General features: G+C 70.4%; 23 protein-coding genes. 13 read left to right on the forward strand and 10 right to left on the reverse strand.

Features of this window, described 5'->3' with window-relative positions; all coding sequences use genetic code 11:
* The 5 genes from HUS56_RS09645 to mftF all read left to right on the forward strand — a co-directional run bounded on the left by HUS56_RS09645 (position 1) and on the right by mftF (position 5,674).
* Positions 1-936, forward strand: a complete 936-nt coding sequence (locus tag HUS56_RS09645; RefSeq protein ID WP_173923213.1) for a MoxR family ATPase — start codon at positions 1-3, stop codon at positions 934-936.
* 54 nt (positions 937-990) lie between these two features.
* The gene (locus HUS56_RS09650) at positions 991-1,926 is read left to right on the forward strand and encodes a VWA domain-containing protein (protein ID WP_217423982.1); all 936 of its coding nucleotides are present in this window, start codon (positions 991-993) and stop codon (positions 1,924-1,926) included.
* Positions 1,927-2,069: 143 nt separating this feature from the next.
* Positions 2,070-3,362 carry a pre-mycofactocin synthase MftD gene (gene mftD, locus HUS56_RS09655; RefSeq protein WP_173923214.1) on the forward strand — a complete coding sequence of 431 codons (1,293 nt, stop codon included), beginning with the start codon at positions 2,070-2,072 and terminating at the stop codon, positions 3,360-3,362.
* Between the two features lie 9 nt (positions 3,363-3,371).
* A complete protein-coding gene (gene mftE / locus HUS56_RS09660; protein WP_217423983.1) occupies positions 3,372-4,196 on the forward strand; it encodes a mycofactocin biosynthesis peptidyl-dipeptidase MftE in 825 nt (274 codons plus the stop codon).
* On the forward strand, positions 4,193-5,674 hold the full coding sequence (gene mftF, locus HUS56_RS09665) for a mycofactocin biosynthesis glycosyltransferase MftF (RefSeq protein ID WP_217423984.1): 1,482 nt from the start codon (positions 4,193-4,195) through the stop codon (positions 5,672-5,674). Before mftE ends, mftF begins: the two co-directional genes overlap by 4 nt.
* A gap of 300 nt (positions 5,675-5,974) precedes the next feature.
* Here the strand turns inward: mftF and HUS56_RS09670 are convergent, their stop codons facing one another.
* Complete coding sequence (locus tag HUS56_RS09670) at positions 5,975-7,051, reverse strand: LLM class flavin-dependent oxidoreductase (protein ID WP_173923216.1); 1,077 nt, start codon at positions 7,049-7,051, stop codon at positions 5,975-5,977.
* Between the two features lie 104 nt (positions 7,052-7,155).
* On the opposite strand from HUS56_RS09670, the gene HUS56_RS09675 reads away from it, so the two are divergent.
* Complete coding sequence (locus HUS56_RS09675; protein WP_173923217.1) at positions 7,156-7,365, forward strand: hypothetical protein; 210 nt, start codon at positions 7,156-7,158, stop codon at positions 7,363-7,365.
* 279 nt (positions 7,366-7,644) lie between these two features.
* Here the strand turns inward: HUS56_RS09675 and HUS56_RS09680 are convergent, their stop codons facing one another.
* The 3 genes from HUS56_RS09680 to paaI form a co-directional block, all read right to left on the reverse strand.
* Positions 7,645-8,274, reverse strand: a complete 630-nt coding sequence (locus HUS56_RS09680; protein WP_173923218.1) for a TetR/AcrR family transcriptional regulator — start codon at positions 8,272-8,274, stop codon at positions 7,645-7,647.
* A 132-nt stretch (positions 8,275-8,406) separates the two neighbouring features.
* Entirely contained in the window at positions 8,407-9,744 is a 1,338-nt protein-coding gene (gene paaK, locus HUS56_RS09685; RefSeq protein ID WP_217423985.1) for a phenylacetate--CoA ligase PaaK, read from the reverse strand.
* A 62-nt stretch (positions 9,745-9,806) separates the two neighbouring features.
* Positions 9,807-10,334 (reverse strand): hydroxyphenylacetyl-CoA thioesterase PaaI, encoded by a 528-nt coding sequence (gene paaI, locus HUS56_RS09690; RefSeq protein WP_371808303.1) that lies wholly within the window; start codon positions 10,332-10,334, stop codon positions 9,807-9,809.
* An 89-nt stretch (positions 10,335-10,423) separates the two neighbouring features.
* Between paaI and paaA the strand changes: the two genes are divergently transcribed.
* From paaA to HUS56_RS09725, 7 genes are all read left to right on the forward strand, one after another.
* A complete protein-coding gene (gene paaA, locus HUS56_RS09695; protein ID WP_173923744.1) occupies positions 10,424-11,407 on the forward strand; it encodes a 1,2-phenylacetyl-CoA epoxidase subunit PaaA in 984 nt (327 codons plus the stop codon).
* Positions 11,408-11,474: 67 nt separating this feature from the next.
* A complete protein-coding gene (gene paaB, locus HUS56_RS09700; RefSeq protein WP_173923219.1) occupies positions 11,475-11,780 on the forward strand; it encodes a 1,2-phenylacetyl-CoA epoxidase subunit PaaB in 306 nt (101 codons plus the stop codon).
* A complete protein-coding gene (gene paaC, locus HUS56_RS09705) occupies positions 11,777-12,748 on the forward strand; it encodes a 1,2-phenylacetyl-CoA epoxidase subunit PaaC (RefSeq protein WP_173923220.1) in 972 nt (323 codons plus the stop codon). Before paaB ends, paaC begins: the two co-directional genes overlap by 4 nt.
* 218 nt (positions 12,749-12,966) lie before the next feature.
* Positions 12,967-13,467 carry a 1,2-phenylacetyl-CoA epoxidase subunit PaaD gene (gene paaD / locus HUS56_RS09710; protein WP_254431428.1) on the forward strand — a complete coding sequence of 167 codons (501 nt, stop codon included), beginning with the start codon at positions 12,967-12,969 and terminating at the stop codon, positions 13,465-13,467.
* Positions 13,467-14,693 (forward strand): 1,2-phenylacetyl-CoA epoxidase subunit PaaE, encoded by a 1,227-nt coding sequence (paaE, locus tag HUS56_RS09715; RefSeq protein WP_173923222.1) that lies wholly within the window; start codon positions 13,467-13,469, stop codon positions 14,691-14,693. Before paaD ends, paaE begins: the two co-directional genes overlap by 1 nt.
* Before the next feature lie 113 nt (positions 14,694-14,806).
* Positions 14,807-15,592 (forward strand): enoyl-CoA hydratase/isomerase family protein, encoded by a 786-nt coding sequence (locus HUS56_RS09720; protein WP_173923223.1) that lies wholly within the window; start codon positions 14,807-14,809, stop codon positions 15,590-15,592.
* A gap of 130 nt (positions 15,593-15,722) precedes the next feature.
* Complete coding sequence (locus tag HUS56_RS09725; protein ID WP_173923224.1) at positions 15,723-18,380, forward strand: cell wall-binding repeat-containing protein; 2,658 nt, start codon at positions 15,723-15,725, stop codon at positions 18,378-18,380.
* A gap of 47 nt (positions 18,381-18,427) precedes the next feature.
* Here the strand turns inward: HUS56_RS09725 and mnhG are convergent, their stop codons facing one another.
* The 6 genes from mnhG to HUS56_RS09755 are packed head-to-tail and all read right to left on the reverse strand — an operon-like array spanning position 18,428 to position 24,863.
* A complete protein-coding gene (mnhG, locus tag HUS56_RS09730; RefSeq protein ID WP_217423986.1) occupies positions 18,428-18,787 on the reverse strand; it encodes a monovalent cation/H(+) antiporter subunit G in 360 nt (119 codons plus the stop codon).
* Positions 18,784-19,056 (reverse strand): monovalent cation/H+ antiporter complex subunit F, encoded by a 273-nt coding sequence (locus tag HUS56_RS09735; protein WP_173923225.1) that lies wholly within the window; start codon positions 19,054-19,056, stop codon positions 18,784-18,786. Before HUS56_RS09735 ends, mnhG begins: the two co-directional genes overlap by 4 nt.
* Positions 19,053-19,697, reverse strand: a complete 645-nt coding sequence (locus HUS56_RS09740) for a Na+/H+ antiporter subunit E (protein WP_173923226.1) — start codon at positions 19,695-19,697, stop codon at positions 19,053-19,055. The genes HUS56_RS09735 and HUS56_RS09740 overlap by 4 nt, the downstream gene beginning before the upstream one ends.
* The gene (locus HUS56_RS09745; protein ID WP_173923227.1) at positions 19,694-21,277 is read right to left on the reverse strand and encodes a Na+/H+ antiporter subunit D; all 1,584 of its coding nucleotides are present in this window, start codon (positions 21,275-21,277) and stop codon (positions 19,694-19,696) included. Before HUS56_RS09745 ends, HUS56_RS09740 begins: the two co-directional genes overlap by 4 nt.
* Positions 21,274-21,789 carry a sodium:proton antiporter gene (locus HUS56_RS09750; RefSeq protein ID WP_173923228.1) on the reverse strand — a complete coding sequence of 172 codons (516 nt, stop codon included), beginning with the start codon at positions 21,787-21,789 and terminating at the stop codon, positions 21,274-21,276. The genes HUS56_RS09745 and HUS56_RS09750 overlap by 4 nt, the downstream gene beginning before the upstream one ends.
* Positions 21,786-24,863, reverse strand: coding sequence for a Na+/H+ antiporter subunit A (locus HUS56_RS09755; protein ID WP_173923229.1), 3,078 nt, complete (start codon positions 24,861-24,863; stop codon positions 21,786-21,788). Before HUS56_RS09755 ends, HUS56_RS09750 begins: the two co-directional genes overlap by 4 nt.
* Between the last annotated feature and the right edge of the window lie 21 nt (positions 24,864-24,884).

The following is a 24,884-nucleotide window of genomic DNA, read 5'->3' on the forward strand; positions in this document are numbered from 1 at the left end:
GTGACCGACACCACTCGAGCGGATGCCGCGCCCGGCGAGCTCGCGGCGAACCGCCAACGCATCGCCTCGCATGTCGTCGGCCGCGAACGCGAGCTGGAACTCACGCTCGCGGCCGTCGCGGCTGGGCGCGACATCCTGCTCGAGGGGCCGCCCGGCACGAGCAAGACGACGATGCTCACGGCGATCACCGAGGAGTGGGGCATCCCGCTGCTCTTCGTCGAGGGCAACGCCGACCTGACGCCTGCGAAGCTCGTGGGCCACCACAACCCGGCGCGGGTGTTGAAGGAGGACTACAGTCCTGACAACTTCGTGGCCGGTCCACTCGTCGAGGCGATGACCGAGGGTGGATTCCTCTACATCGAGGAGTTCAACCGCGCGCCGGAGGACACCTTGAATACGCTGCTCACCGCGATGGCTGATCGCTCCATCGCGGTGCCGCGCGTCGGGAAGATCAAGGCCAAGCCGACGTTCCGGGTCATCGCCTCGATGAACCCCTACGACAACGTCGGCACGACCCGTCTCTCGACGAGCGTGCACGACCGGCTCAACCGGTTGGCGGTGGGCTACCAGGACGCCCCGAGCGAGGAGGCGATCGTCCGGCTCCGCACCGGCGCCGAGGGCCCCGTCGGTGATCGCCTCGTCTCCGACGCGGTCGCGGTCACCCGCGCGACTCGCGACCATCCCGACATCCGACAGGGGTCGAGCGTGCGTGGCGCGATCGACTGCGTGCTCGTCGCGACGAAGCTCGCCGACCTGCGCGGCGTCACCTCGCCCGATGAGGAGGGGTATGCAGAGCTCGTGTTCGACGCGATGATCGTGTCGCTCTCGGGCCGGATCCACATCGACGAGGCGGTCGACACGACCCCCGAGCGAGTGCTCCGCGAGATCTGGGAGGACCGATTCATCCTCGAGCCGGCGACGGCGGCACCGGGATGAAGGGAGGTCCCCGCGGACTCGCCGCTTCAGCGCCGGCGTCCCGATCGGCGCGGCGTGAAGGGCAAGCCGCTGCGTCGCAAGCCGAAGCAGCTCGACGAGCAGCCCACGGTGTTCGACGCGACCGCCGGCCCCGGCGGGGCGATGATCATGCGGCCGACGGACGAGGGTCGGCGCGGCGCGCCGGCGAAGCCGATGCCGGGGAGCACGGCCATGGGATTCACTGACGAGGCGGCATCCGTCGTCGTCCCCGAAGCGGATGCCGCGGTCGACCCGGTCGCCCGGACCCGCGCCCGGCAGATCGCCTCGCGTCTCGCCATCCGGCGGCCCAGACGCGATGCGACCAGCCGGGGCGGCATCGGCGAGCTCGGCAGCCTGCCGTACCGGGGCGGCTCCGACGAGATCGACCTCGACGCCACGATCGAGGTGCTCGCCGAGCGTCCGGTGCCCGAGGACGAGGACATCGTCGTGCGCGATCGCATCCGCACCAAGCGGTCGGTGGTGCTCGCGGTGGATGTCTCGGGGTCGATGAAGGGCGAGCGCGTCGCGACCGCCGCGGCGACCGTCGGCGCACTCGCCGGTGAGCTCGAGCACGACGACCTCGCCGTGATCGCGTTCTGGTCGGATGCCGCGATCCTGCTGAACCTCGGCGAGCTCGTGAAGCCCATGGACCTACTCGACTCCATCATGCGGATCCCGGCACAGGGGCTCACCAACGTGGCATTCCCTCTGGAGCTCGCCGCGAAGCAGCTCCACCGCGCGCCCGTGCGTGATGCCCGTGTCGTCCTGCTCTCGGACTGCGTGCACAACGCCGGACCCGACCCACGACCGCTCGCCGCCCGCCTTCCGCGACTCGACGTGCTGCTCGATGCGAGTGGCGAACACGACGTGGAACTCGGGCGGGATCTCGCCCGGATCGGGCGGGGTACGCTCCATGTCGTGCGCGACTACCGGAGCGTCGCACCGGCGGTGAGCAGCATCTTCGGAGGATGACCCGAGACCACGCGAGTGCTTCGAGACGGAGGACGATTCGCCCCAGGTGAACGACCTGCATGGCCTGCGTGACCTGCGACCTGCATGACCTGCATGACCTGCACGATGAATGAGCGGACGAGATCCGCGAAGGGAGATCCGAAATGGCCAACAAGTGGTTCGAGACGGTGGCCGTCGCACAGCGACGGGCCAAGAAGCGGCTGCCCGGGTCGGTCTACGGTGCATTGATCGGAGGGTCCGAACGGGGGCTCACGTATCGCGACAACATGGACGCCTTCGGCGAGCTGCAGTTCTCGCCGCACGTCGCCGGACACCAGGCCGAGCGCAAGCTCGACACCACGGTGATGGGCATCCCCATCTCGCTGCCGGTGCTGATCTCGCCGACGGGCGTGCAGGCGGTGCATCCCGAGGGTGAGGTGGCGGTGGCCCGTGCGGCCGCGAACCGGGGCACGATCATGGGCCTCAGCTCGTTCGCGTCGAAGCCGGTCGAGGACGTGGCGGCGGCGAATCCGAACACGTTCTTCCAGGTGTACTGGAGCGGGACCCGCGACGCGATGCTGCACCGGCTGGAGCGCGCCCGCGCGGCGGGCGCGAAGGGCCTCATCGCCACGCTCGACTGGTCGTTCTCCAACGGCCGGGACTGGGGGAGCCCCTGGATCCCCGAGAAGCTCACCCTCCAGGCGGCGATGCGGTTCGGGCCGCAGGCGATCACGAAGCCGACGTGGCTGCTCGACTTCCTGAAGGCGGGCCAGATCCCCGACCTCACGACACCGAACCTGGCCCCGGCCGACGGGGGCCCGGCGCCCACGTTCTTCGGCGCCTACGGCGAATGGATGTCGCCCCCGCCGCCGACCTGGGAGGACGTGGCGTGGCTTCGTGAGCAGTGGGGCGGGCCGTTCATGCTGAAGGGCGTGACCCGGATCGACGACGCAAGGCGTGCGGTCGATGCCGGCGTGACGGCGATCTCGGTGTCGAATCACGGCGGCAACAACCTCGACTCGACGCCCGCGTCGATCCGGATGCTGCCCGGCATCGCCGAGGCGGTCGGCGACCAGGTCGAGGTGCTCCTCGACGGCGGCATCCGGCGTGGCGGAGATGTCGCGAAGGCGCTCGCGCTCGGGGCGCGTGCGGTCATGATCGGCCGGGCCTACCTCTGGGGCTTGGCGGCCAACGGGCAGGCCGGTGTCGAGAACGTGTTCGACGTGCTCCGCGGCGGCCTCGACTCAGCGGTACTCGGCCTCGGCCACTCGGGGATCGACGAGCTCTCTCCGGCCGACCTGCACATCCCGGCGACCTTCCGACGCGACCTCGGGGCCGGTGCGGATGCGGCGCCGGCGCAGGCTGCCGGGCGGGCGGCCGAGCCCGCGGCAGCCCCGACGAAACCCGACGTCGCGGAGCCCCACCCCGACGAAGCTGTCGCACTCGGCAACGCCTGAGGCGGGGCGGTGACGGCTGAGGGGCCCCACGACCGGTCGTCGCCCGCCGGGGGTCGGCCTGCCCCGGCGGCGCGGCTCGTCGCCCGGTCGTGGCCCGACGTGGGCCGTCCGGTGGTGTTCGTGCCGGTCGGATCCACCGAGCAGCACGGGCCGCACCTGCCGCTCGACACCGACACTCTCGTGGCATCCGTCGTCGCGACCGAGCTCGCTGCTCGGCTCACCGCAGCCGGCACCGACGCGGTCGTGGCGCCCGCCATCGCCTACGGCGCGAGCGGCGAGCACCAGGGCTTCCCGGGCACCGTCTCGATCGGCACCGAGGCGCTCGCGTTCCTCCTGCTCGAGTACGGTCGATCGGCGTCATCATGGTTCGACCGCGTGGTGTTCGTGAACGGCCACGGCGGCAACGTGGAGGCGCTCGCCCGGTCGGTTCCGGTGCTCGTCTCCGAGCAGCGGGCAGTGGCGTGGGTGCCCTGCGTGCCCGGGCCCGACGCGACGCGCGACGGCATTCCCGTCGACGCGCACGCCGGGCGGTCCGAGACCTCGGTGCTCCTCGCCATCGACGAGGCGCGCGTGCATGTCGACCGGCTGCACCCCGGCAACAGCGCTCCGATCCGGGAGCTCATCGGCGAGCTGCGCGCCGGTGGGGTGCGCGCGATCGCGCCCGACGGCGTGCTCGGCGACCCCACCGAGGCCACCGCCGGCGAGGGACGGACGCTGCTTCGCTCCATGGTCGAGGAGGCGTGGTCGCGCCTCCGAAGCGGCCGGATCGATGAGCGTGGATGCCTCGTCGCCGGCGTCGCGACACCCGATCCGACCATTGGAGCCGTGTCGTGACGACGGCACCGCCCTCGACGGCGTCGACCGGCGCTTCGCCGCCCCCGTCGGCGCTCCCCGACGGGTTCGTGGTGCGCCTCAACCGCCACACCCGCGTGCTCGACGATGGCGCCGCACTCGTGGGCGGCTCCCCGACGCGCATCTCCCGGCTGAAGCCGCTCGCGCTCCGCAGCATGCGGGGTCGCGAGATCACGGTGACGGATGCCGCGAGCCGAGCGTTCGCGGACCACCTCCTCGTAACCGGCATGGCCGACCCGGTGGTCGACGTCCTGCCTCCCGTCGACCTCTCGCTCGCCACCGTGGTGATTCCCGTGCGCGACCGTCCGCGACAGCTCGACCGCCTGCTGCGGTCGCTCGGCGGCACGCTGCCGGTGATCGTGGTCGACGATGCATCCGTCGACCGCTCGGCCGTCGCCGAGGTGGCCCGACGGCACGGGGCCGAGCTGCTGACGCTCGACGTGAACGTCGGGCCGGCGGGCGCGCGCAACGCGGGGCTTGCTCGGGTCGCGACGCCGTTCGTGGTCTTCGTCGACTCCGACGTGGTCGTCGAGCTGACCGCCATCGAGGTGATGCTGCGGCACTTCGCCGACCCGGGGCTGGCGATGGTCGCCCCGCGCGTGCTCGGTCTCGCGAGCGATCGGCCCAACTGGATCACCCGGTATGAAGACGCCCGCTCGTCCCTCGACCTCGGCAGCGACTCGTCGAGCGTGCGGCCCCGCTCACCCGTGACCTGGGTGTCGAGCACGTGCCTCGTGGCACGGGTCGACGCGCTTGGGCACGGATTCGACGAATCGATGCGCGTCGGCGAAGACGTCGACCTCGTGTGGCGTCTCGTGGAGCGGGGCCTCCGGGTGCGGTTCGAGCCCGCGGCCACCGTGCACCACGAGCACCGGTCGACGGTGCGGGCCTGGCTCGCACGCAAGTTCTTCTACGGCACGGGCGCGCACCCCCTCGCCGAACGACACCCCGACGACATCGCGCCCGTCGTGCTCCCGCCGTGGGGCGCCGCGCTGCTCGTCGCGCTCGCCGCCCAGCGACGCTGGTCGCTGCCGGTCGCAGCGCTCGTCATGGCCGGCACGGCGGCGCGTATCGGCCGCCGCGCGACGGCGGTGCGGCATCCGTATCGGCTCGCAGCCAGGCTCACCGGATACGGGGCGATCGCTGCGATCGCACAGGGATTCGCTCTGCTGCTGCGGCACTGGTGGCCGTTGACGGTCATGGGATGCCTCGTGTCGGCGCGCGTACGCCGGGCCGTGCTCGTGGCGGCCCTCGCCGACACGGCGTGGGAGTTCGCGCGCACGAAACCCCGGCTCGATCCCGTGCGCTTCGGGATCGCCCGCCGCCTCGACGACGCCGCGTACGGTGCGGGCGTCTGGTGGAGCGCCCTGCGGGCGCGCTCGCCGAAGGCCCTGCTGCCCGACCTGCGCCGCACCCATGGATCGAGCAGAGAGCGGCGGCCGCAGACGTTGATCGAGTAGGGAGCGGCGGAGCCGCACCCGTATCGAGATCCGGCGGCCGCAAACGTTGATCGAGTCGGGGGCGGCGGAGCCGCACCCGTATCGAGATCCGCGGGTCGCAGACGTTGATCGAGTAGGGAGCGGCGGAGCCGCACCCGTATCGAGATCCGCGGGTCGCAGACGTTGACCGAGTAGGGAGCGGCGGAGCCGCACCCGTATCGAGATCCAGGGGGCGGGCGTCTCGATACGCGTCCGCCTGCGGCGGGCGCTACTCGACGAGCGGGGTCGGGCGTCTCGATACGCGTCCGCCTGCGGCGGGCGCTACTCGACGACCGCGGGCTCCCACCCGATGGCCGGGGCCACGTGCTCGGCGATGGCGGCGAGCAGTCGCGCGTTGTAGTCGACCCCGAGCTGGTTGGGCACCGTGACGAGCATGGTGTCGGCCGCGGCGACGGCGGCGTCCTTCGCGAGGTCGGCGGCGATCTCGTCGGGCTCCCCGATATAGCTCTTGCCGAAGCGGGCGAGCCCGCCGTCGAGGAACCCGACCTGGTCCTTCGTGTCGCCGGCCATGCGCGGCCCGAAGATCTCGCGATCCTCATCGGTCACCAGCGGGATCACGCTGCGCGACACCGAGACGCGAGGGGTGCGCTCCCATCCGGCATCCGCCCAGGTGTCGCGGAAGACCTGGATCTGCTCGGCCTGCAGCTCGTCGAACGGCACGCCCGTGTCTTCGGTCAGCAGCGTCGAGCTCATGAGGTTCATGCCCTGCTCAGCCGTCCACTTGGCCGTCGCGCGCGTCCCCGCCCCCCACCAGATCCGGTCGACGAGCCCCGGCGACTGCGGCTGGATCGGCAGGGTGCCGGGGGAGCCCGTCATCTGCGGGTTAGCCGGCGCGACGCCCGCCCCGGCCAGCGCGGCCCGGAACAGCTCCGTCTTCGCCCGCGCGAGGTCGGCGTCGTCCTGTCCGTCGGGCGGCACGTAGCCGAACGCGTGCGCACCGTTGAGGGCCGGCTCGGGCGACCCGCGGCTCACGCCGAGCTGCAGCCGCCCCTCGCCGTCGGGCGGCGCGCTGATGAGGTCGGCGGCCGCCGCCTCCTCCGCCATGTAGAGCGGGTTCTCGTAGCGCATGTCGATGACGCCGGTGCCGATCTCGATGCGGCTCGTGCGGGCCGCGATCGCCGCGAGCAGCGGGAACGGGCTCGCGAGCTGGCGGGCGAAATGGTGCACCCGGAAGAACGCGCCGTCGATCCCGAGCTCCTCGGCCGCCACGGCGAGCTCGATCGACTGCACGAGCGCGTCGCGACCGGTTCGCGTGCGCGACTGCGGTGACGGATGCCAGTGGCCGAACGAGAGGAACCCGATGCGCTTCTTCACACCCGTCTCAGCGCCCTGCGGCATCCGTCCATTCCCCTCATGTGGCGGCGACTGCGAAATACGACATCCTCCGGATGCCGAGGGCCCGCCTTAGGGAGGAGCTTAGAGGCACACGACGAAGAACCGGAGTGAAGATGTTGATCTCGGAACTGTCCTTCCCGCACCTGCAGGCCGCTCACGAGGCGCGCCTCAGCGAGGAACTCGAGCGTCGACGCGTCATCCGCGAGATCCTCGAGGAGGAGGCCGCCATCGAGCGGGCCGCCCACCCCGCGACCCGGTACCGCCGTCGACGCCTTACACGGGCGGTCGCGCCGGCCGCGGAGCCCTGCCCGACCTGACGACCGCCGGTGGTCGAGGAGCGCCGGCGAAGCCGCCTGCTGGTGATCGAGTAGCGCCGGCGAAGCCGCCTGCTGGTGATCGAGTAGCGCCGGCGAAGCCGCCTGCTGGTGATCGAGTAGCGCCGGCGAAGCCATCTTCTGGTGATCGAGTAGCGCCGGCGAAGCCGTTTTCTGGTGATCGAGTAGCGCCGGCGAAGCCGACGCGTATCGAGATCCGCCGACCCGATCTCGCTACGCGCTCGCCTGCGGCGAGCGCTACTCGATCACCGGATCACGGCCTCAGCGGAGCAGTTCCTCGACGCGGTTCGACGTCGGCATGCGCACCCCGTCGAGCGCGACGGCGATCACGTCGTCGGCGATGCGGTCGGCGTCCTCCTTGCCGCCGGGCCGATACCACTCGACGATCGAGTTGATCATGCCGAACGCCAGGCGTGCGACGACGCTCGCGTCGATGTCGCTGCGCAGCGACCCCTCGAGCTGGGCCTCCGAGACGAGCGACGTCACCTGCTTGTCGAACGCACGCCGGCGGGCGAGGGCCCGGCGCTCGACCTCGGTGTTGCCGCGCACCCGCAGCAACAGGGTCACGTAGGCGAGCTTGTCGACGAGCACGTGCACCGCGGCGCGCAGCACGTGGTCGATCCGGTCGGCCGCACGACCGCGAGTGGCCGCGGGCTCCTCGAGCACGCCTTCGAGCGCACCGAGCGCTTCGTCGAGCGCGCGCTCGAGGATCTCGTCCTTCGACGCGAAGTGGTGGTAGATCGCCGACTTCGAGAGTCCGAGTCGGTCGGCGAGCACACCCATCGACGTGGCGTCGTAGCCGTACTGGTTGAACGCGGCGACGGCGACGTCGAGGATGCCCTGCTGGTCGTAGCCGGGCCGGCCGCGGCGGAGTGCTCCGTTCTCAGACATCGCCCTCAGTCTCGCACTCGTGTCGCCGTGGCGGCCGCTGCGCCACTTCCGTGCGCTCCGCGCCATCCGGAATGGCGCAGCGGGGGTCGAACTGGCGCAGCGCCGACGCAGACCCGGTCGCGCGGCATCCGCTCAACCGTTCCGCAGGTCGTAGACCCGCTTGTACTTGCCCTCGCTGCGGGGGAGTGTGCCCGGCTCGACGAGCTGCACGGCGACCGTCGACCCGACGAACTGCTTGATGCGCTCGGCGAGCACCACCGTGGCGGCCTCGCAGGTCTCGACCGACAGGTCGGGGTGGCGCTCGATGCGCACGGTCATCTCGTCCATGGTGCCCCTGCGGGTCAGCTCGAGGATGAAGTGCGGCGTGAGCTGCTCGATGCCGAGCACGAGCTCCTCGATCTGCGTTGGGAAGAGGTTGACGCCGCGCAGGATGATCATGTCGTCGTTGCGCCCGGTGATCTTCTCGATGCGGCGCATCGAGGGCCGAGCGGTGCCGGGCAGCAGCCGCGTCAGGTCGCGGGTGCGGTAGCGGATGACGGGGAACGCCTCCTTCGTGAGCGACGTGAACACCAGCTCGCCCATCGTGCCGTCGGGAACCCGCTGCAGGGTGTCGCCGTCGACGATCTCGGGGAGGAAGTGGTCCTCCCAGATGTGCGGCCCGTCCTTCGTCTCGATGCACTCGTTGCCCACGCCGGGGCCCATCACCTCGCTCAGGCCGTAGATGTCGAGGGCGTCGATGCCCAGTCGCTGCTGGAGTTCGCGGCGAAGCTCGTTGGTCCACGGCTCGGCACCGAGCACGCCGACCTTGAGGCTCGTGGAGTGGGGGTGGATGCCGGCGCTCACCATCGCGTCGGCGATCGTGAGCAGGTAGCTCGGCGTGCACAGGATCGCGTCGGGCTCGAAGTCGCGGATCAGTTGCACTTGCCGCGCGGTCTGCCCGCCCGACATCGGGATGACGGTCGCGCCCAGCTTCTCGATGCCGCCGTGGGCGCCGAGCCCGCCCGTGAAGAGGCCGTACCCGTACGCGTTGTGCACCTTCATGCCGGGTCGGATGCCGCTGGCGCGCAGCGACCGGGCGATGAGCGTCGCCCAGTGGTCGAGGTCGCCCTTCGTGTACCCGACGACCGTCGGCCGCCCCGTCGTGCCGCTCGACGCGTGGATTCGCGCGACGCGCTGCATCGGCACGGCGAACATGCCGAACGGGTAGGTCTGGCGCAGGTCCTCCTTGGTCGTGAACGGCAGCTTCGCGACGTCGTCGAGGCTCCGGATGTCGCTGGGGTGCACGCCCGCGTCGTCGAACTTGCGCGTGTACAGCGGAACGTTCTCGTATGCGTGGCGCACGGTGTGCTGGAGGCGTTCGAGCTGGAGCGCCTCGAGCTCGGCGCGGGACATCCGCTCCTCGGGGTCGAGTTCCTCGCGTGCGGGCGGGCGGAGGCCCGAGACGGTGCTGGCTGCGGTCGTCGTCGACACGGTGTGCTCCGAGAGGTCGTGGTCTGGTGGTCTGGGGTTGGAGGCGGCGCGGGGGTGCGCGGCTAGGCGATGGGCGCCGTGAAGGGTCGGTTCGTGGAGATCGAGCGGCCGCGGAACTCGGCGACCGTGTCGCCATGGTCATCGACGACGGTCACATCGTAGAGGCCGGTGCGACCCGACCTCGCGCGGCGCACGGCCGTCGCCGTCAGGGTCTGACCCGCCACGGTCGACTTCAGGAAGGTGATGTCGGCGCCGGCCGCCACGGTGACGTTGTCGTCTTCGTTGCACGCGATTGCGAACGCGGTGTCGGCGAGCGTGAAGACGAGGCCGCCATGCGTGATGTGGAAGCCGTTCGTCATGTCGTCGCGCACCCGCATCGAGACGACCGCGTGACCTGGATCATCGCGTTCGACGACCATGCCCAGCGCCGCCGACGCCAGGTCGCGGTCCATCATGGCGCGGTTGATGCGGTGGGCCTCGACGTCGGCGGCGACCTCGTCGGTCGCGGCATCCGTCGTGGCATCCGTCGCGGCATCCGTCATCTGAAGCTCCTCATCGAGTCCGCGCGCCGTTGCTGCGACGCTCAACATGACTATATACTAACTGAACGATCGGTTAGTAATGTCGGATGCCGCTGCACATCGGCGTCCGCATTCCCGCGAGAAACCAGGAGTCGACGATGACCTCTCCCGCAGACCTCGGCGTGGTCGAGAACGAAGCAGCGCAGGCGCTCTTCGACGACCTCATCGCGAAGGACTCGCGCATCGAGCCGCGCGACTGGATGCCCGACGCGTATCGCAAGACGCTGATCCGGCAGATCAGCCAGCACGCCCACTCCGAGATCATCGGCATGCAGCCCGAGTCGAACTGGATCACGCGTGCGCCGAGCCTGAAGCGCAAGGCGATCCTCATGGCGAAGGTACAAGACGAGGCGGGTCACGGACTCTACCTCTACTCGGCCGCCCAGACGCTCGGCATCTCGCGCGAGGAGATGATGCAGCAGCTCATCGACGGCAGGGCGCGCTACTCGTCGATCTTCAACTACCCGACGCCCACCTGGGCCGACATGGGTGCGATCGGCTGGCTCGTCGACGGCGCCGCCATCTGCAATCAGGTTCCGCTGTGCCGAGCCTCGTACGGGCCGTACGGTCGGGCCATGGTGCGCATCTGCAAGGAGGAGTCGTTCCACCAGCGGCAGGGCTTCGAGATCCTGCTCGAACTCATGCAGGGGAACGAGGCGCAGCGCGAGATGGCGCAGGATGCCGTGAACCGCTGGTACTGGCCGGCGCTCATGATGTTCGGCCCACCCGACGACGAGTCGCCGAACTCGGCGCAGTCGATGGCGTGGAACATCAAGCGCTTCTCGAACGACGACCTGCGCCAGCGCTTCGTCGGCATGCTCGTTCCCCAGGCCGAGGTGCTCGGCGTGACCCTGCCCGACCCGAACCTGAAGTGGAACGAGGCCGAGCAGCGCTACGACATGAGCGAGATCGACTGGAACGAGTTCCACGAGGTGCTCTCCGGGCGGGGCCCCGCGAACGCGGAGCGCATGCGTCGCCGCCGCGAGGCGCACGAGGAGGGTGCCTGGGTGCGCGAGGCCGCCGCCGAGTACGCCCGCAAGCAGGCCGAACGCGAGCTCGCGGCATCCGGGGCGGTGGCGTGATGAGCACGTTCGGTCGTCGAGTCGCGCCGCCGAAGGCGACGCGGATCGAGACGCAGGGAGGCAACCGATGAGCACCCCCGGAGAGACCGGCACCGAGGCGTGGCCGCTGTGGGAGGTCTTCGTGCGCGCCAACCGCGGCCTCAGCCACGTGCACGTCGGCTCGCTGCACGCGCCCGACCCCGACATGGCGGTGCGGAACGCCCGCGATCTCTACACCCGGCGGGGTGAAGGCGTCTCGATCTGGGTGGTGCCCGCCGACGCCATCACCACGAGCGACCCCGACGCGAAGGGGGCGTTCTTCGAGAGCCCGGCCGGCAAGAACTACCGCCACGCGGTGTACTACACGAAGTCCGAGGGGGTGAAGCACCTGTGACCGACGACCGTTCGTCGCGTCGCGCCGCCGATGGGTCGTCGAGTCGCGCCGCCGTCGGCGACGCGTATCGAGACGCCGACGCGGATCTCGATACGCGTCCGGCTGCGCCGGTCGCCACTCGATCACCCGACGAGCACGGCGACGTCACCGTCGACCGGGTCGCGCTCGCCGAGGAGCTCGCCGGAGCCGGCATCACGAGCGCCGGGCATCAGGCGACGTCGGATGCCGCGGAGTACGCCATGCGGCTCGGCGACGACGCTCTCGTGCTCGCCCAGTGGCTCGGCATGTGGATCTCGCGAGCGCCCGAGCTCGAAGAGGACGTCGCGCTGGGCAACATCGCGCTCGACCTCATCGGACACGCGCGTTCGCTCCTGCATTACGCGGGCACCGCCACGGGTCGCTCCGAAGACGACCTCGCCTATTGGCGCGACGAGCCCGAGTGGCGCAACGCGTGGCTCTTCGAGCAGCCGAACGGCGACTTCGCCCACACCATCGCACGACAGCTCGCGGCATCCGTGTACTGGTTCGAGCTCTACGACGCGCTCGCCCGGTCGACCGACCCCACCCTCGCGGCCATCGCCGCCAAGTCGGTGAAGGAGGTCGACTACCACCGTGATCACGCCGTGCAGTGGGTGCTTCGGCTCGCGGGCGGCACCGACGAATCGCGTCGCCGCATGATCCTCGCCATCACCGACACCTGGCCGTACGTCGACGAGCTGTTCGTCGACGACGAGCTCGTCGAGCGACTCGCCGCCGAGGGGGTCGCGGTGCTTCCGTCGACGTTGCGCCCGGCGTTCGAGGCCGCCATCGATGCCGTGTTCGCCGAGGCGGAACTCGAGCGGCCCACCGGTCGCACGGCGTTCATCGCGTCCGGCGGCGGACGCCAGGGCAGGCACACCGAGCACCTCGGCCCGCTCCTCGCGGAGATGCAGGTGCTCGCCCGGCAGCATCCGGGGGCGTCATGGTGACCGCGGTAGGTCGAGCAGCGCCCGACGGTCGTCGAGTAGCGCCGCCCGACGGTCGTCGAGTAGCGCAGCCCGACGGTCGTCGAGTAGCGCCGCCGCAGGCGACGCGTATCGAGACGCAGACGCACGTCGAGACGCAGACGCACGTCGAGACGCAGACGCAGCCGCGCATCGAGACGCAGCCGCCCGCTCCCCGACCACCCGAGCACGTCGCGCGGCCCGTGCCCACCGACCCGGCGGCCCGCCGCGCGTGGGAGGTCGCGGCGACCGTGACCGACCCCGAGATCCCGGTGCTGACGATCGAGGATCTCGGCGTGCTGCGCTCGGTCGAGGTCGACGACGACGGTGCCGTGCATGTGCAGCTGACTCCCACGTACAGCGGATGCCCCGCCCTCGACGCCATGCGCGACGACGTGACGATCGCACTCACGCATGCCGGCTACGCCGACGTCGACGTGTCGCTCGTGCTCGCCCCAGCGTGGACCACCGACTGGATGAGCGACGAGGGCAAGCAGAAGCTGCGCGAGTACGGCATCCAGGCCCCGTCGGGCCACGCGCCCGCGCGAAGCTCGGGCCCGGTGCGGGTGCAGCTGGCCGTGAAGTGCCCCCGCTGCGACTCGCTGAACACGCGCGAGCTGGCCCGCTTCGGCTCGACGTCGTGCAAGGCACTCTACGAGTGCCGCGACTGCCTCGAGCCGTTCGACTACTTCAAGGTGCTGTGATGGCGGCGCGCAACCTGGGGTCGATCACGAACCGGCCCGCCGACGCGAGCTCTGGTACATCGACGGATGCCGCGGTCGCCCAGGCGTTCCTGGCATCGACGGTCGGCGGCGAGTCGCTCTCCACGAAGGACGCGCCGAGGCGGCGGCGCGCGCGGTTCCACCGGCTCGAGGTCGCCGAGGTGCGGCCGCTCACGGCCGATGCGGTCGAGGTGACGTTCGCGGTTCCCGAGGAACTCGCCGACGAGTACACGTACCTGCCCGGCCAGTACGTCGCGCTGCGCACCGAGCTCGAGGGCCACGAGCGCCGCCGCAGCTACTCGATCTGCCGTCCGCCCGAGCGAGGCAGCATCTCGGTCGCGATCAAGCGCGATCTCGGCGGCATCTTCTCGACGTGGGCCAACTCCGAGCTCAGGGCGGGTGACACGCTCGACGTCATGAGCCCGCAGGGCACGTTCACGTCGACGCTCGACGCGCTCGACGGCAAGCACATCGTCGGCATCGCGGCCGGCAGCGGCATCACCCCGCTCATGGCGCTCGCGCACACGGTGCTCTCCCGGTCGGCGACCGCGGAGTTCGAGCTCGTGTACACGAACCGCTCGACGCTCGACGTCATGTTCCTCGAGGAGCTCGCCGAGCTGAAGGACCGCTACCCGTCGCGGCTCGCACTGCACCACGTGCTCTCCCGCGAGCAGCGCACCGCGCCACTCCTCTCGGGTCGCATCGACGCCGAGAAGCTCGAGACGATGCTCGACGTGCTGATCCGCCCCGAGACGGTCGACGAGTGGTTCCTCTGCGGACCCTTCGAGCTCGTGCAGCTCGCCCGCGACACCCTCGCCGCCAAGGGCGTGCCGGGTGATCACGTGCGGTACGAGCTGTTCACGACCGATGCCGATCGCGTCGAACCGCGGCACGGTCGCCCCGTCGAGGTGAAGCGCGGAGAGCAGACCGTCGCGATCGAGTTCACCCTCGACGGGCAGTCGTCGGTGGTCGAGAGCCCGGTCTCGGCGAACGAGTCGATCCTCAACGCCGCGCTCCGGGTGCGTCCCGACGTCCCGTTCGCGTGCGCGGGCGGGGTGTGCGGCACCTGCCGTGCGCGGGTCGTCGAGGGCAGCGTGAACATGACCGAGAACTACGCGCTCGAACCCGACGAGCTCGAGCGCGGCTACGTGCTCACGTGCCAGTCGCACCCGAAGACCGACCGCGTCGTGGTCGACTACGACGTGTAGTCATGTCCGCTCGGCGCCGATTGTGCCCGTTTCACCCGGTCGAGGGCGCTGCAGAGCGCTGAATCGTGTCGAAACGGGCACACTGGGCACAAACGAAAGAGGAGAACACCCAGATGATCGAGCTGAGCAGTGCCGACGGCGTCGCCGAGATCGTGCTGAACGCGCCCGAGAAGCTGAACGCACTCGACGCCGACGCGATCGCCGAGTTGTCCGACGCGTACCGCGAGGCCGAGCGGATGTCGCAGCGCGGCGACATCCGCGCACTCGTGCTGCGCGGCGAGGGCCGCGCGTTCTGCGCCGGTCGCGATATCTCGGGCGTCGACCCCCGGGAGGACGACGTGCTCGGCTACCTCGGCGGCCTCGTGCAGCCGCTGCTCGAGCGCATGGCCTCGTTCCCGGCGCCGACGTTCGCCGTCGCGCACGGCGCCTGCCTCGGCGTCGGCCTCGGGCTGCTCATCGCGAGCGACATCGTCTACGTCGCCGACACCGCGAAGATCGGCTCACCGTTCGCGAACCTGGGCGCAACGCTCGACTCGGGCGGCCACGCGCTGTTCGTCGAGCGGCTCGGCGCGCACAAGACCATGGACCTCATCGTCACGGGCCGGCTCATGTCGGGCACCGAGGCGGTGGCGTCGGGCCTGTTCTCCCAGGTGTTCCCGGCCGAGGAGGTGACGGATGCCGCCCGCACGGCGGCCCGCGCCGCGGCATCCGGAGCCACCCAGGCGTTCGTGGCGTCGAAGGCGCTGGTGGCCGCCCTGCGCGACCAGCGGCTCGGGCTGTGGGACTCGATGGCCGAGGAGAACCGGGCCCAGGCGGCGCTCTGCGACACCGCCGACTACCGCGAGGGGTTCGCCGCGTTCCAGGAGAAGCGCAAGCCGGTCTTCGCCGGTCGGGGCTGACCCCAGCTCACTCCCAGTTCGGGGGACATTTCGGGTCGGGGGGCTGCCGTTCCTGAGGGGGCCTCATAGGCTCGGTCTCGATCGGGTCCCACCCTGAGGGGACGCCGAAGTACCCGAACCCGGAGTCACCATGAGAACACGCCCTGCGGCGATCCTCGTCGCATCCGCCACCGCCTTCGCGCTGATCCTGGGTTCGAATCCCGCGCTCGCATCGTCGGTCACGCAGGATGCCGCCGCTGCGGCGCCGATCGCCGTGCAGGCCGCCGCGGTACCGCCCGAGACGAACGAGATCGTGCTCGAGAACCGCAAGGGGGGCACGACCGCGTGGCGTCTCCCATGGAACGGGTACAACATGGCGAACGACAACAACCTGGAGATCAAGGGGTACGCGTCGGACGCGAGCGTGAACCGAGGCGAGACGGTCGGCATCCGTGCGCTCGCCGCATCCACGGGCACGGCGAGTTACGGCGTGTATCGCCTCGGCTGGTACCAGGGCCTCGGGGGGCGCACGATGGCCAGCGGTACCTTCCAGGCCGGATCGCAGCCTGGGCGCGCGTGCACCCTCGATGGGACGACGGGCCTCATCGAGTGCCCATGGAACGACAGCTTCACGATCGAGACGAAGTACGCCGACGGCGAGCCCTGGCCCACCGGCATCTACGTCGTCACGCTGACCAAGGGCACCTGGCAGAACTACGCGTCGTTCGTCGTGCGGGACGACGCCAAGAAGAACGCGATCGTGCACCTGCAGTCGGCGCTCACCTCGCAGGCGTACAACAACTTCCCCGACAATGGCTGGACTGGCAAGAGCCTCTACCCCTACAACTCGTACGGAGCGAACACCATCGGCGGCGACACTCGGGCCGTCAAGGTGAGTTTCGACCGGCCGTACTCGATGTCGGGCGCCGCCTTCGTGATGACCGACGACGCCCCGATGATCCGGTACGCCGAGTCGCGCGGCTTCGACATGAAGTACACGACCGACACCGACCTGCACAACCGGCCCGACCTGCTCACGGGGCAGATCGGCATGGTGTCGGTCGGGCACGACGAGTACTGGACGGGCGCCATGTTCACCGCGGCCGAGAAGGCGCGCGATGCCGGCGTCGACCTCGCGTACTTCGGTGCGAACAACGTCTACTGGCAGACGCGCATGGAGCCGTCCACCTTCAGCGGTGATGGCGATCGCGTCATGGTCGTCTATCGCGACCCGACCATCGACCCCGTGCAGGGCGCCGACGCCTCGGTCCGGTTCCGGTACCTCGACACCCCACGGCCCGAGCAGACGCTGATGGGGCAGATGTGGGACGAGGGCATCGGGATGACCCTTGGTGACTGGCCGTGGACCGTCTCGCAGGCCGACCACTGGTTCTACCGGGGCACCGGTCTCGGCAACGGTTCCGAAATCCCGATGCTCGTCGGCATCGAGGTCGACCGGCGCCTGCCGTACTACCCCGAGCCGGCGCGACTCGCGGGCACCTCGACGGCGGTGCTCGCGAGCTCGTACTATACGGAGCGGCTAGAACCGTACAGGTGGGTCGGGCCCCAGGAGGCGACCCTCTACCAGGCGCCGTCCCAGGCGTACGTGTTCAGCGCCGGCACCCTGCGCTACCCGCGCGGGTTGTACGGCGACGGCCCGGCTGCTCAGCAGAGCGTGCGGAGCATGACGACGAACCTCTTCGCCAAGTTCCAAGGCCTGGCTGAGAATGCCGCCACGAAGCGGGTGGGTGGCGACGACCGCTACTCGACGGCTGTGGGACTCTCGCAGCACGCGTTCCCCGACCCCGACGATGTGCCCGTGGCGTACCTCGCGACCGGTGCGAACTACCCCGATGCGCTCGCCGCAGCAGCGGCCACGCAGGGTGATGGTCCCGTACTGCTCGTGCCGGGCGCGTCGATCCCGCAGGCCGTGCTCGACGAGCTCGCGCGGCTCACGCCGACCAAGCTCGAGGTCGTCGGTGGCTCGTCGGTGGTGTCGGATGCGGTCATGCAGCAGGCTTCGGCTGCCGCGGGCGTGACCGCCGTTCGTCGGTCGGGCGCCGACCGCTACGAGACCGCTGCCGCGCTCTCGGCGAACACGTTCGGGCCAGGTGTCCCGGTGGCGTACGTCGCGACCGGGGCGAACTTCCCCGACGCTCTCGCCGCCGGTGCGGCCGGAGCCCAGCTCGGTGGCCCGGTACTGCTCACCGCCGGCACCGCGCTCCCGCCGTCGACCAGGGCGGAGCTCGAGCGGCTCAAGCCGGCCCGCATCGTCGTCGTCGGCGGAGACGGGGTGGTCTCGAACGGCGTCCTCAGCGCCCTTGACCAGCTCGCACCCCAGACGGTGCGCTTGGCCGGTGCCGACCGGTACGAGACCGCGTTGGCGGTGGCCCGGGCCCTCGGCGCTCCCTCCTCCGCCCACACGGTGGGACTCGCCACGGCGCTCAACTTCCCCGACGCACTCGCGGCCGGCCCTGCCGTCGCGGCGGCAGGGGGTTCCCTGCTGCTCGTGAGTTCGACGCTCTCGCCGGCGGTCGCCGAGGAGCTCAGGCGCGCCGATCCGAGTCTGGTGCTCTTGGCGGGTTCCTCGGGCGCGATCCCCAATACGGTGATGAACCAGGTCGGGGCGCTGTTCCAGCCGGCCACGACCGGAACCGAGCCCGAGCCGCTGGCACCGCAGCGACGAGCCGCACCGCCCGCGCCGCCCGAGCCGGTGGACACCTGGAAGATCGAGCCGTACGACCAGCAGGAGCTGCCATGGGTCGAGCTGCCGACTGACGAGTGGCAGTACGATCCCGGCAGCGAGTGATCGACACGAGGAGGCGGGCCCACGGTGGGGGCCCGCCTCCTCGGGCGTCAGCGCGTGGATTCCTCCTGGTCGTGCTCGGCGATGTCGCGACCCAGATCGTCCTCGATGAGGAGGTCACGTCGCACGTGATCGCTCCGATACGCACCGCGCCCCAGCATGTGCGCCGTCATGGGCTGGGTGAGCAGCTGGAACGTCATGACGAGCACGGCCGTCGTCACGACGCCCCATGTGGGCACGCTCAGCACGATCGCGAGGAGCGCGGTGCCCAGCCCGAGCACCTGGGGCTTCGTCGCGGCATGCAGCCGGGTGAGCACATCGGGGAATCGCACGATGCCGATCCCCGCAGCCATGGACAGGAACGCGCTCACGAGGATGAGCACGCCGACGGCGATCTCGGTGACGTTCACGATGCATCCTGCTTGGCCATGAACCGGGCGATCGAGATCGAGCCGACCACCGCGAACATCGAAAGGACGAGCATGATGACGAGCGTGTCGGTGTGCTTGTTGAGGGCCATCTCGGCACCGAGGGCGCAGATCGCGATCGCCAGCAGCACATCCGTCGCGAGGGCGCGGTCGAGGATCGATGGCCCGCGGATGATGTGGTAGACGGCGGCGATGGCGCCGACGGCGAACATGAGGCCGGCGCCGACGGCAGCGATGTTGAGGAACGTCATGAGGCGCCTCCCTTCGGTGATCGATCGGACTCGGATGCGGCCGAGGCGGAGCTCCTCGCCCGCCCCTTGGCTGCCCGGCGTTCTCGACGGGCCGCGCGAACGGATGCCGCCTGCTCGCGTGTGCCGATGGCCAGCACGATGCCCTCCTCCATGCCGAGCACCTGGTTCCGCATGCGCTCGATGTCGGCTTGCGTGCGCGTGCCGAGCAGGTGGAGGTAGAGCAGGCCCCGTTCCCGGTCGATGTCGACGACCACCGTGCCGGGGACGACCGAGGTGGCCTCGGCGGTGAGGGTGGGGACGAGATCGGATCGGGTGAGCAGCTGGATCGCGATGATCGAGTTCATCGGCTGCCAGCGTGGATTCACGGCGAAGAACCCGACCTGCAGCGACGCGATCGTCACGTCGAGCATCATGCGCAGGCCGAAGAGCAGGCCGCGCCACGGGTTGAAGCGCCCGCTGAGCAGGATGGGCGGCAGGTAGAGCACGCGGGTGATCGCGATCGCGAGCACCACGCCCGTGGTGATCGTGAGCACGTCGATGTGGTCCCAGAGGAAGATCCAGAGCACGACGAGCGCGACGAGCAGCGGCGCCTGGCGCCAGACCAGCCGCCAGCGCGACGTCTCGAGCTCGGCGCGGGTCATCGGATGCCTCGGGGGAAGACGAGCGACACGTACACGTCGGGGTCGACGAGGTTGGCGGCCGCCCGGCTGGTGAGGTCGAACAGCGGTCCGGCGAACACGGTGAGCAGGATCGTGAGCACGACGAGCGCCGTCGTGGCCGCGACCATCAGCACCGGTGTCGTGCGCGTCGCCGTGACGGTGGCGCCCTCGGGCGCCTCCTGCACCGATTCGAGCAGCACCGATTCGTAGCCCTCGAGTTCCTCGCGGCGGCGCCAGAACACCATGTTCCAGAAGCGGGTCAGGGCGTACAGGGTGATGAGCGAGGTGATCGTGCCGGCGGCGATCACGGTCCAGATGAGCCACGCCGGCCCTGCGGCATCCGCCCCCGCGTCGTCGGCTCCGGCGAGGAACAGCCCCACCTTGCCGAGGAAGCCCGAGAACGGCGGGATGCCGCCGAGGTTCAGCGCGGGGATGAAGAAGAGGATGGCCAGCAGCGGCGACGCCTTCAGCAGCCCGGCGAGCCGGTTGATCGAGGTGGCGCCGCCGAAGCGCTCGATGAGTCCGGTCGTGAGGAACAGGGTGGTCTGCACGGTGATGTGGTGCACGACGTAGTAGATGGTCGCCGCGTACCCGAGCTCGGTGCCGACGGCGATGCCGAAGATCATGTATCCGATGTGGCTCACCAGGGTGAACGAGAGCAGTCGCTTGATGTCGGCCTGGGTGAGCGCGCCGAGGATGCCGATGAGCAAGGTCAGGCCGCCGATGATCATGAGCAGCACGGTGAGGTCGTGCTCGGCGAAGATCACCGTCTCGGTGCGGATGATGGCGTAGACGCCGACCTTCGTGAGCAAGCCGGCGAACACCGCGGTGACCGGTGCGGGCGCGGTCGGGTACGAGTCGGGCAGCCAGAACGACAGCGGGAACACCGCGGCCTTGATGCCGAACGCGATGAGCAGCAGCAGGTGCAGGATGAGCTGCACGTTCGACGGGAGCTCCGCGATGCGCACCGACAGGTGGGCGATGTTCGCGGTGCCCGTGGCGCCGTAGATGAGCGCGATCGCACTGAGGAAGAACAGCGAGGAGACGAGGCTCACGATGATGTACGTGACGCCGGCGCGGATGCGCTCGCCGGTGCCGCCCAACGTCAGCAGCACATAGCTTGCGGAGAGGAGGATCTCGAACCCGACGTACAGGTTGAAGAGGTCGCCCGCGATGAAGGCGTTGAACACGCCCGCCGACAGGATCAGGTAGCTCGGGTAGAAGATCGACACCGGCGTCTCGCGGTGGCGGTCGGCCACGCCCTGTCCGACGGCGTAGATGAGCACGCCGAGCAGGACGATCGCCGAGATGATCAGCATGATCGCCGAGAGCCGGTCGACGACGAGGAGGATGCCGAAGGGCGCCTCCCATCCGCCGACGGTGACGGCCATGGGCTCGCCTCCGTCGACCGCGGCGAGGAGCACGATCGCGATCACGGCCACGGCCGAGAGGACCGAGGCGCTGACGGCCATCTGGGCGCGCCGGCGCCGGCCGAGGATGAGCGCCGCGGCCGCTCCGAGGAGCGGGAGCAGCACCACGAGGGGCACGAGCACGGCCGTCATCGGTCGCCCCCTCCTTCGACGTGATCGCGGGCGGCGGCCTCGAGCTCGAGCTCCTCGTCGAGATCCTCGGGTCCCTCATCGCTGGCGTCGATGATCTCCTGGATCGCGGCGTCGTCGGCCGCGGAGCTGCGGATGAGGTCGGCCGCCTCCTCGGCGTCCTCGATGTCGTCGGTCACGTCGTCGACCTCGTCGCCCTTCACGCCGAGCTGGGCCAGCCACCACGAGCGGTAGATCAGCGCCAGCATGAACGCCGTGATGCCGAGGTTGATGACGATCGCCGTGAGGATGAACGCCTGCGGCAGGGGGTCGGAGATCTCGGCGGCGTCGACGCCCTCGTTGAGGATGGGGGCGAGGCCGGGGCTCCCGCTCATGAGGTAGATGAGGATGTTCACGGAGTTGCCCACCAGCAGGAATCCGATGAGCACGCGGGTCAGGCTGCGCTCGAGCATGATCGAGATGCCGGCGCCGAAGAGCACGGCCATGAGCCCGACGAGCGTGAGGGAACCGGTCATCTGCTGGCCTCCTCGGGTCGATCGTCACCGGTGAGGGGGGTCACGAGCTCGGACTCCAGGTGCTCGGGTCGTTCGACGATCTCGGGTCCCTCACCCTGTTCGATCACCTCGGCGGCCCGGTCGAGGTCGCCGCCCTCCTGGGAGTCGCTCTCGCCCGCCAGCTCCTCCTGCCGGTCGACCTCTCCGCCGAGCGCACGGAGGATGTCGAGCACCAGTCCGACCACGATCAGGTAGACACCGATGTCGAACAGCGTCGACGTGCCGATCGAGATCGTGCCGAGGACCGGCACCTCCTGCTCGAACCAGGCCGATTCGAGCGGGAGGCCCCCGAAGAAGAGCGATCCCGCCGCGGTACCGGCGGCGAGCAGCAGACCGGTGCCCAGCAGCCTGCCGGCGTCGACGGGCGCCGCCTCTCCGAGCTCGTACCGTCCGCCCGCGAGGTATCGGGCGACGAGCGCGAGACCCGCGAGCAGGCCGCCGGCGAAGCCGCCGCCCGGTGCGTTGTGTCCGACGAAGAGCAGGAACACCGACACGACGATGGCCGGGTGGAAGAGCAGGCGCACGAGCACCTCGATGAGGATCGAGCGGTTGCGCGGCGAGAGGGTGCGGCCGGCGAGGATCCACGTCTGCCGGGTCGAAGCAGCCTCGGCCGCGGCATCCTCTTCGCCATCGGTGTTCGCGAGGCTGGTGCGCGGGGCACGGATGCTCCAGGCCGGCTCGGGCACGGGACGCAGGCGCTGGCTGCGGTCGACGCTGAGCTGGGGATCGAGGTCTTCGAGCCGAGGCGCGCCGCCCGTGCGCCCTGACACGAAGATCAGGCTGGCGACGCCGGTGGCGACGGCCACGAGCACCGAGATCTCGCCGAGCGTGTCCCAGGCTCGGATGTCGACGAGGAGCACGTTGACGATGTTCTTGCCGTGCGCCTCGATCGCGAGCGCGGGCAGTCCCTCGGCGATCGTCGGCTGGATGCGCGCCCCGAGGGCGACGAGTCCGATGACGCCCATCACGAGGCCGGCGAGCGATCCGATGATGGCGCGGGCGAGCTTGTGCACCGGCGGGTTCCGCTGCGCGATCTGCTTCGGCAGTCGACGCATGACGAGCACGAAGACCACCAGCACGATGGTCTCGATGAGCGCCTGCGTGAGCGCGAGGTCGGGGGCGCCCGACATACCGAACAGCAGCACGAGGCCGTAGCCCGTGACACTGACCAGCAGCACGGCCGTGACCCGCTGCCGCACGGTCGCGGCCGCGACGGCGGCGACGCCCATGACCACGGCGATGAACGGCTGCGCCGGATAGTCCCAGAGGCGGAACTCCGCCGGCCAGGTGGTGTTCATCGCGGTCGCCGTGCCGAGCCCGCCGATGAACACCGCGGCGATGATCGCGAGGTAGCCGGGAAGGCCCTGGTGCTGGATCGCCGTCGTCACCGCGGCGGCCACCCGGTCGACGAGCGAGACCGTGCTGAGGTAGCCGCGCGCGGAGTCGAACATCGGTGAGACCGAGGCCTGCATCTTCGCGACGCGTTGGCGGCCCCAGACGAGCAGCGCGCCGAGGCCGAAGACCGCGACCGAGAGGGCCAGCGCCGGCTCGAGCCCGTGCCACAGCGCGAGGTGGTAGTCGCTCGGCCCCGGCAGTTCGTCGGCGTACGCCGCGAGCAGCGGTTCGATGCTCGTCAGCGCGAACCCGGCGACGAGACTCGCCACGGCGAGGACGCCGGGCGCCGTGCCGATCGCGCGCGGCACCGTGGTCAGGGGGGTCGGTGGGACGTCGGACCTCGTGAAGAACGCGCCCCACACGAACCGCACCGAGTAGGCGACGGTGAGCACCGAACCCGCGAACGCGCCGATGAGCGCGGCGACCGCCCATCCGTCGCCGGTTGCGATGGCATCGAGCTCGGCGGCGAACACGGCCTCCTTCGCGACGAACCCGAGCAGCGGCGGCAGACCCGCCATCGAGGCGGCCGCGAGGATGGCGAAGGTCGCGATCACCGGCATGCGCCGACCGAGCCCCGAGAGCTTGCGCCAGTCGCGAGTGCCTGCCGCATGGTCGACGATGCCGACGATGAGGAACAGCGCGGCCTTGAACAGCGCGTGCGCGAGGAGGAGCGCGACCCCCGCGAGGGCGGCGTCGCGCGTGCCGAACCCGGTGACGAGCACGAGGAAGCCGAGCTGGCTGACCGTGCCGTAGGCGAGCAGGAGCTTCAGGTCGTACTGCCGCAGGGCCCGCCATCCGCCCACGATCATGGTGAGCACGCCCAGGATGACGATGATCGGATGCCACACCGCCAGGTCTGCGTAGCCCGGCGCGAGTCGCGCGACGAGGTACACGCCCGCCTTCACCATGGCGGCGGCGTGCAGGTATGCCGACACCGGCGTGGGCGCCGCCATCGCCGCCGGGAGCCAGAAGTGGAACGGTACGAGGGCGCTTTTCGAGATCGCGCCGACGAGCACGAGGGCGATGCCCCACTCGCCCGCCGCCCCGGTGACGGGGTCGGCGATGAGCTCGGCGAGCGACGACGTGCCGCCGGCGGCGACGAGCACGATGAGGCCGACGAGCATGGTGAGGCCGCCGAACGTGGTGACGGTGAGCGCCTGCAGGGCGGCACCGCGGCTCTCCTTCCTACCCGTGTAGTGCCCGATGAGGAGGTACGAGAGCACGCTCGTCGCCTCCCAGAAGACGAACAGCAGGAACACGTCGTCTGCGGTGACCAGCCCCAGCATGACGCCGGCGAAGGCGAGGAGGAGGGCGGCGAATCGGCCGAGCGCGGGCTCGTCGTCGTCGAAGTAGTGCATGCAGTACAGCAGCACGAGGGCGCCGATGCCGGTCACGATGAGCGCGAGGAGCAGCGCGAGCGCATCGACACGGAACGAGATGGCCATGTCGAGCTGCGGGATCCACGGCACGGACTCGACGATCGGCCGGTCGGCGAGCACGTCGGGAAGCCACGTGAGGAGCACGACGAAGACGACGGCGGGCACCAGGGCGATCACCGCGAAGACACGACGACCGAGGAGCCTCGTCGCGAACGGAGTGAGGAGCGAGACCACCGCGAAGGCGACGAGGCAGGCGATCATCCAGCCTCCCCGGGTTCGCGC

It is taken from the genome of Agromyces sp. Marseille-P2726, from assembly GCF_902809835.1.
GTDB lineage: Bacteria > Actinomycetota > Actinomycetes > Actinomycetales > Microbacteriaceae > Agromyces.

Coding starts and splice junctions, on each gene's coding strand:
- HUS56_RS09740 (WP_173923226.1), bottom strand. CDS start 19,697: ATGACCCGCGCCGAGCTCGAGACGTCGCGCTGGCGGCTGGTCTGGCGC.
- HUS56_RS09680 (WP_173923218.1), bottom strand. CDS start 8,274: ATGTCTGAGAACGGAGCACTCCGCCGCGGCCGGCCCGGCTACGACCAG.
- HUS56_RS09735 (WP_173923225.1), bottom strand. CDS start 19,056: ATGACGTTCCTCAACATCGCTGCCGTCGGCGCCGGCCTCATGTTCGCC.
- paaE (WP_173923222.1), top strand. CDS start 13,467: ATGGCGGCGCGCAACCTGGGGTCGATCACGAACCGGCCCGCCGACGCG.
- paaI (WP_371808303.1), bottom strand. CDS start 10,334: ATGTTGAGCGTCGCAGCAACGGCGCGCGGACTCGATGAGGAGCTTCAG.
- HUS56_RS09725 (WP_173923224.1), top strand. CDS start 15,723: ATGAGAACACGCCCTGCGGCGATCCTCGTCGCATCCGCCACCGCCTTC.
- paaA (WP_173923744.1), top strand. CDS start 10,424: ATGACCTCTCCCGCAGACCTCGGCGTGGTCGAGAACGAAGCAGCGCAG.
- HUS56_RS09755 (WP_173923229.1), bottom strand. CDS start 24,863: ATGATCGCCTGCCTCGTCGCCTTCGCGGTGGTCTCGCTCCTCACTCCG.
- paaB (WP_173923219.1), top strand. CDS start 11,475: ATGAGCACCCCCGGAGAGACCGGCACCGAGGCGTGGCCGCTGTGGGAG.
- HUS56_RS09720 (WP_173923223.1), top strand. CDS start 14,807: ATGATCGAGCTGAGCAGTGCCGACGGCGTCGCCGAGATCGTGCTGAAC.
- HUS56_RS09750 (WP_173923228.1), bottom strand. CDS start 21,789: ATGACCGGTTCCCTCACGCTCGTCGGGCTCATGGCCGTGCTCTTCGGC.
- HUS56_RS09670 (WP_173923216.1), bottom strand. CDS start 7,051: ATGCCGCAGGGCGCTGAGACGGGTGTGAAGAAGCGCATCGGGTTCCTC.
- HUS56_RS09745 (WP_173923227.1), bottom strand. CDS start 21,277: ATGACGGCCGTGCTCGTGCCCCTCGTGGTGCTGCTCCCGCTCCTCGGA.
- mftD (WP_173923214.1), top strand. CDS start 2,070: ATGGCCAACAAGTGGTTCGAGACGGTGGCCGTCGCACAGCGACGGGCC.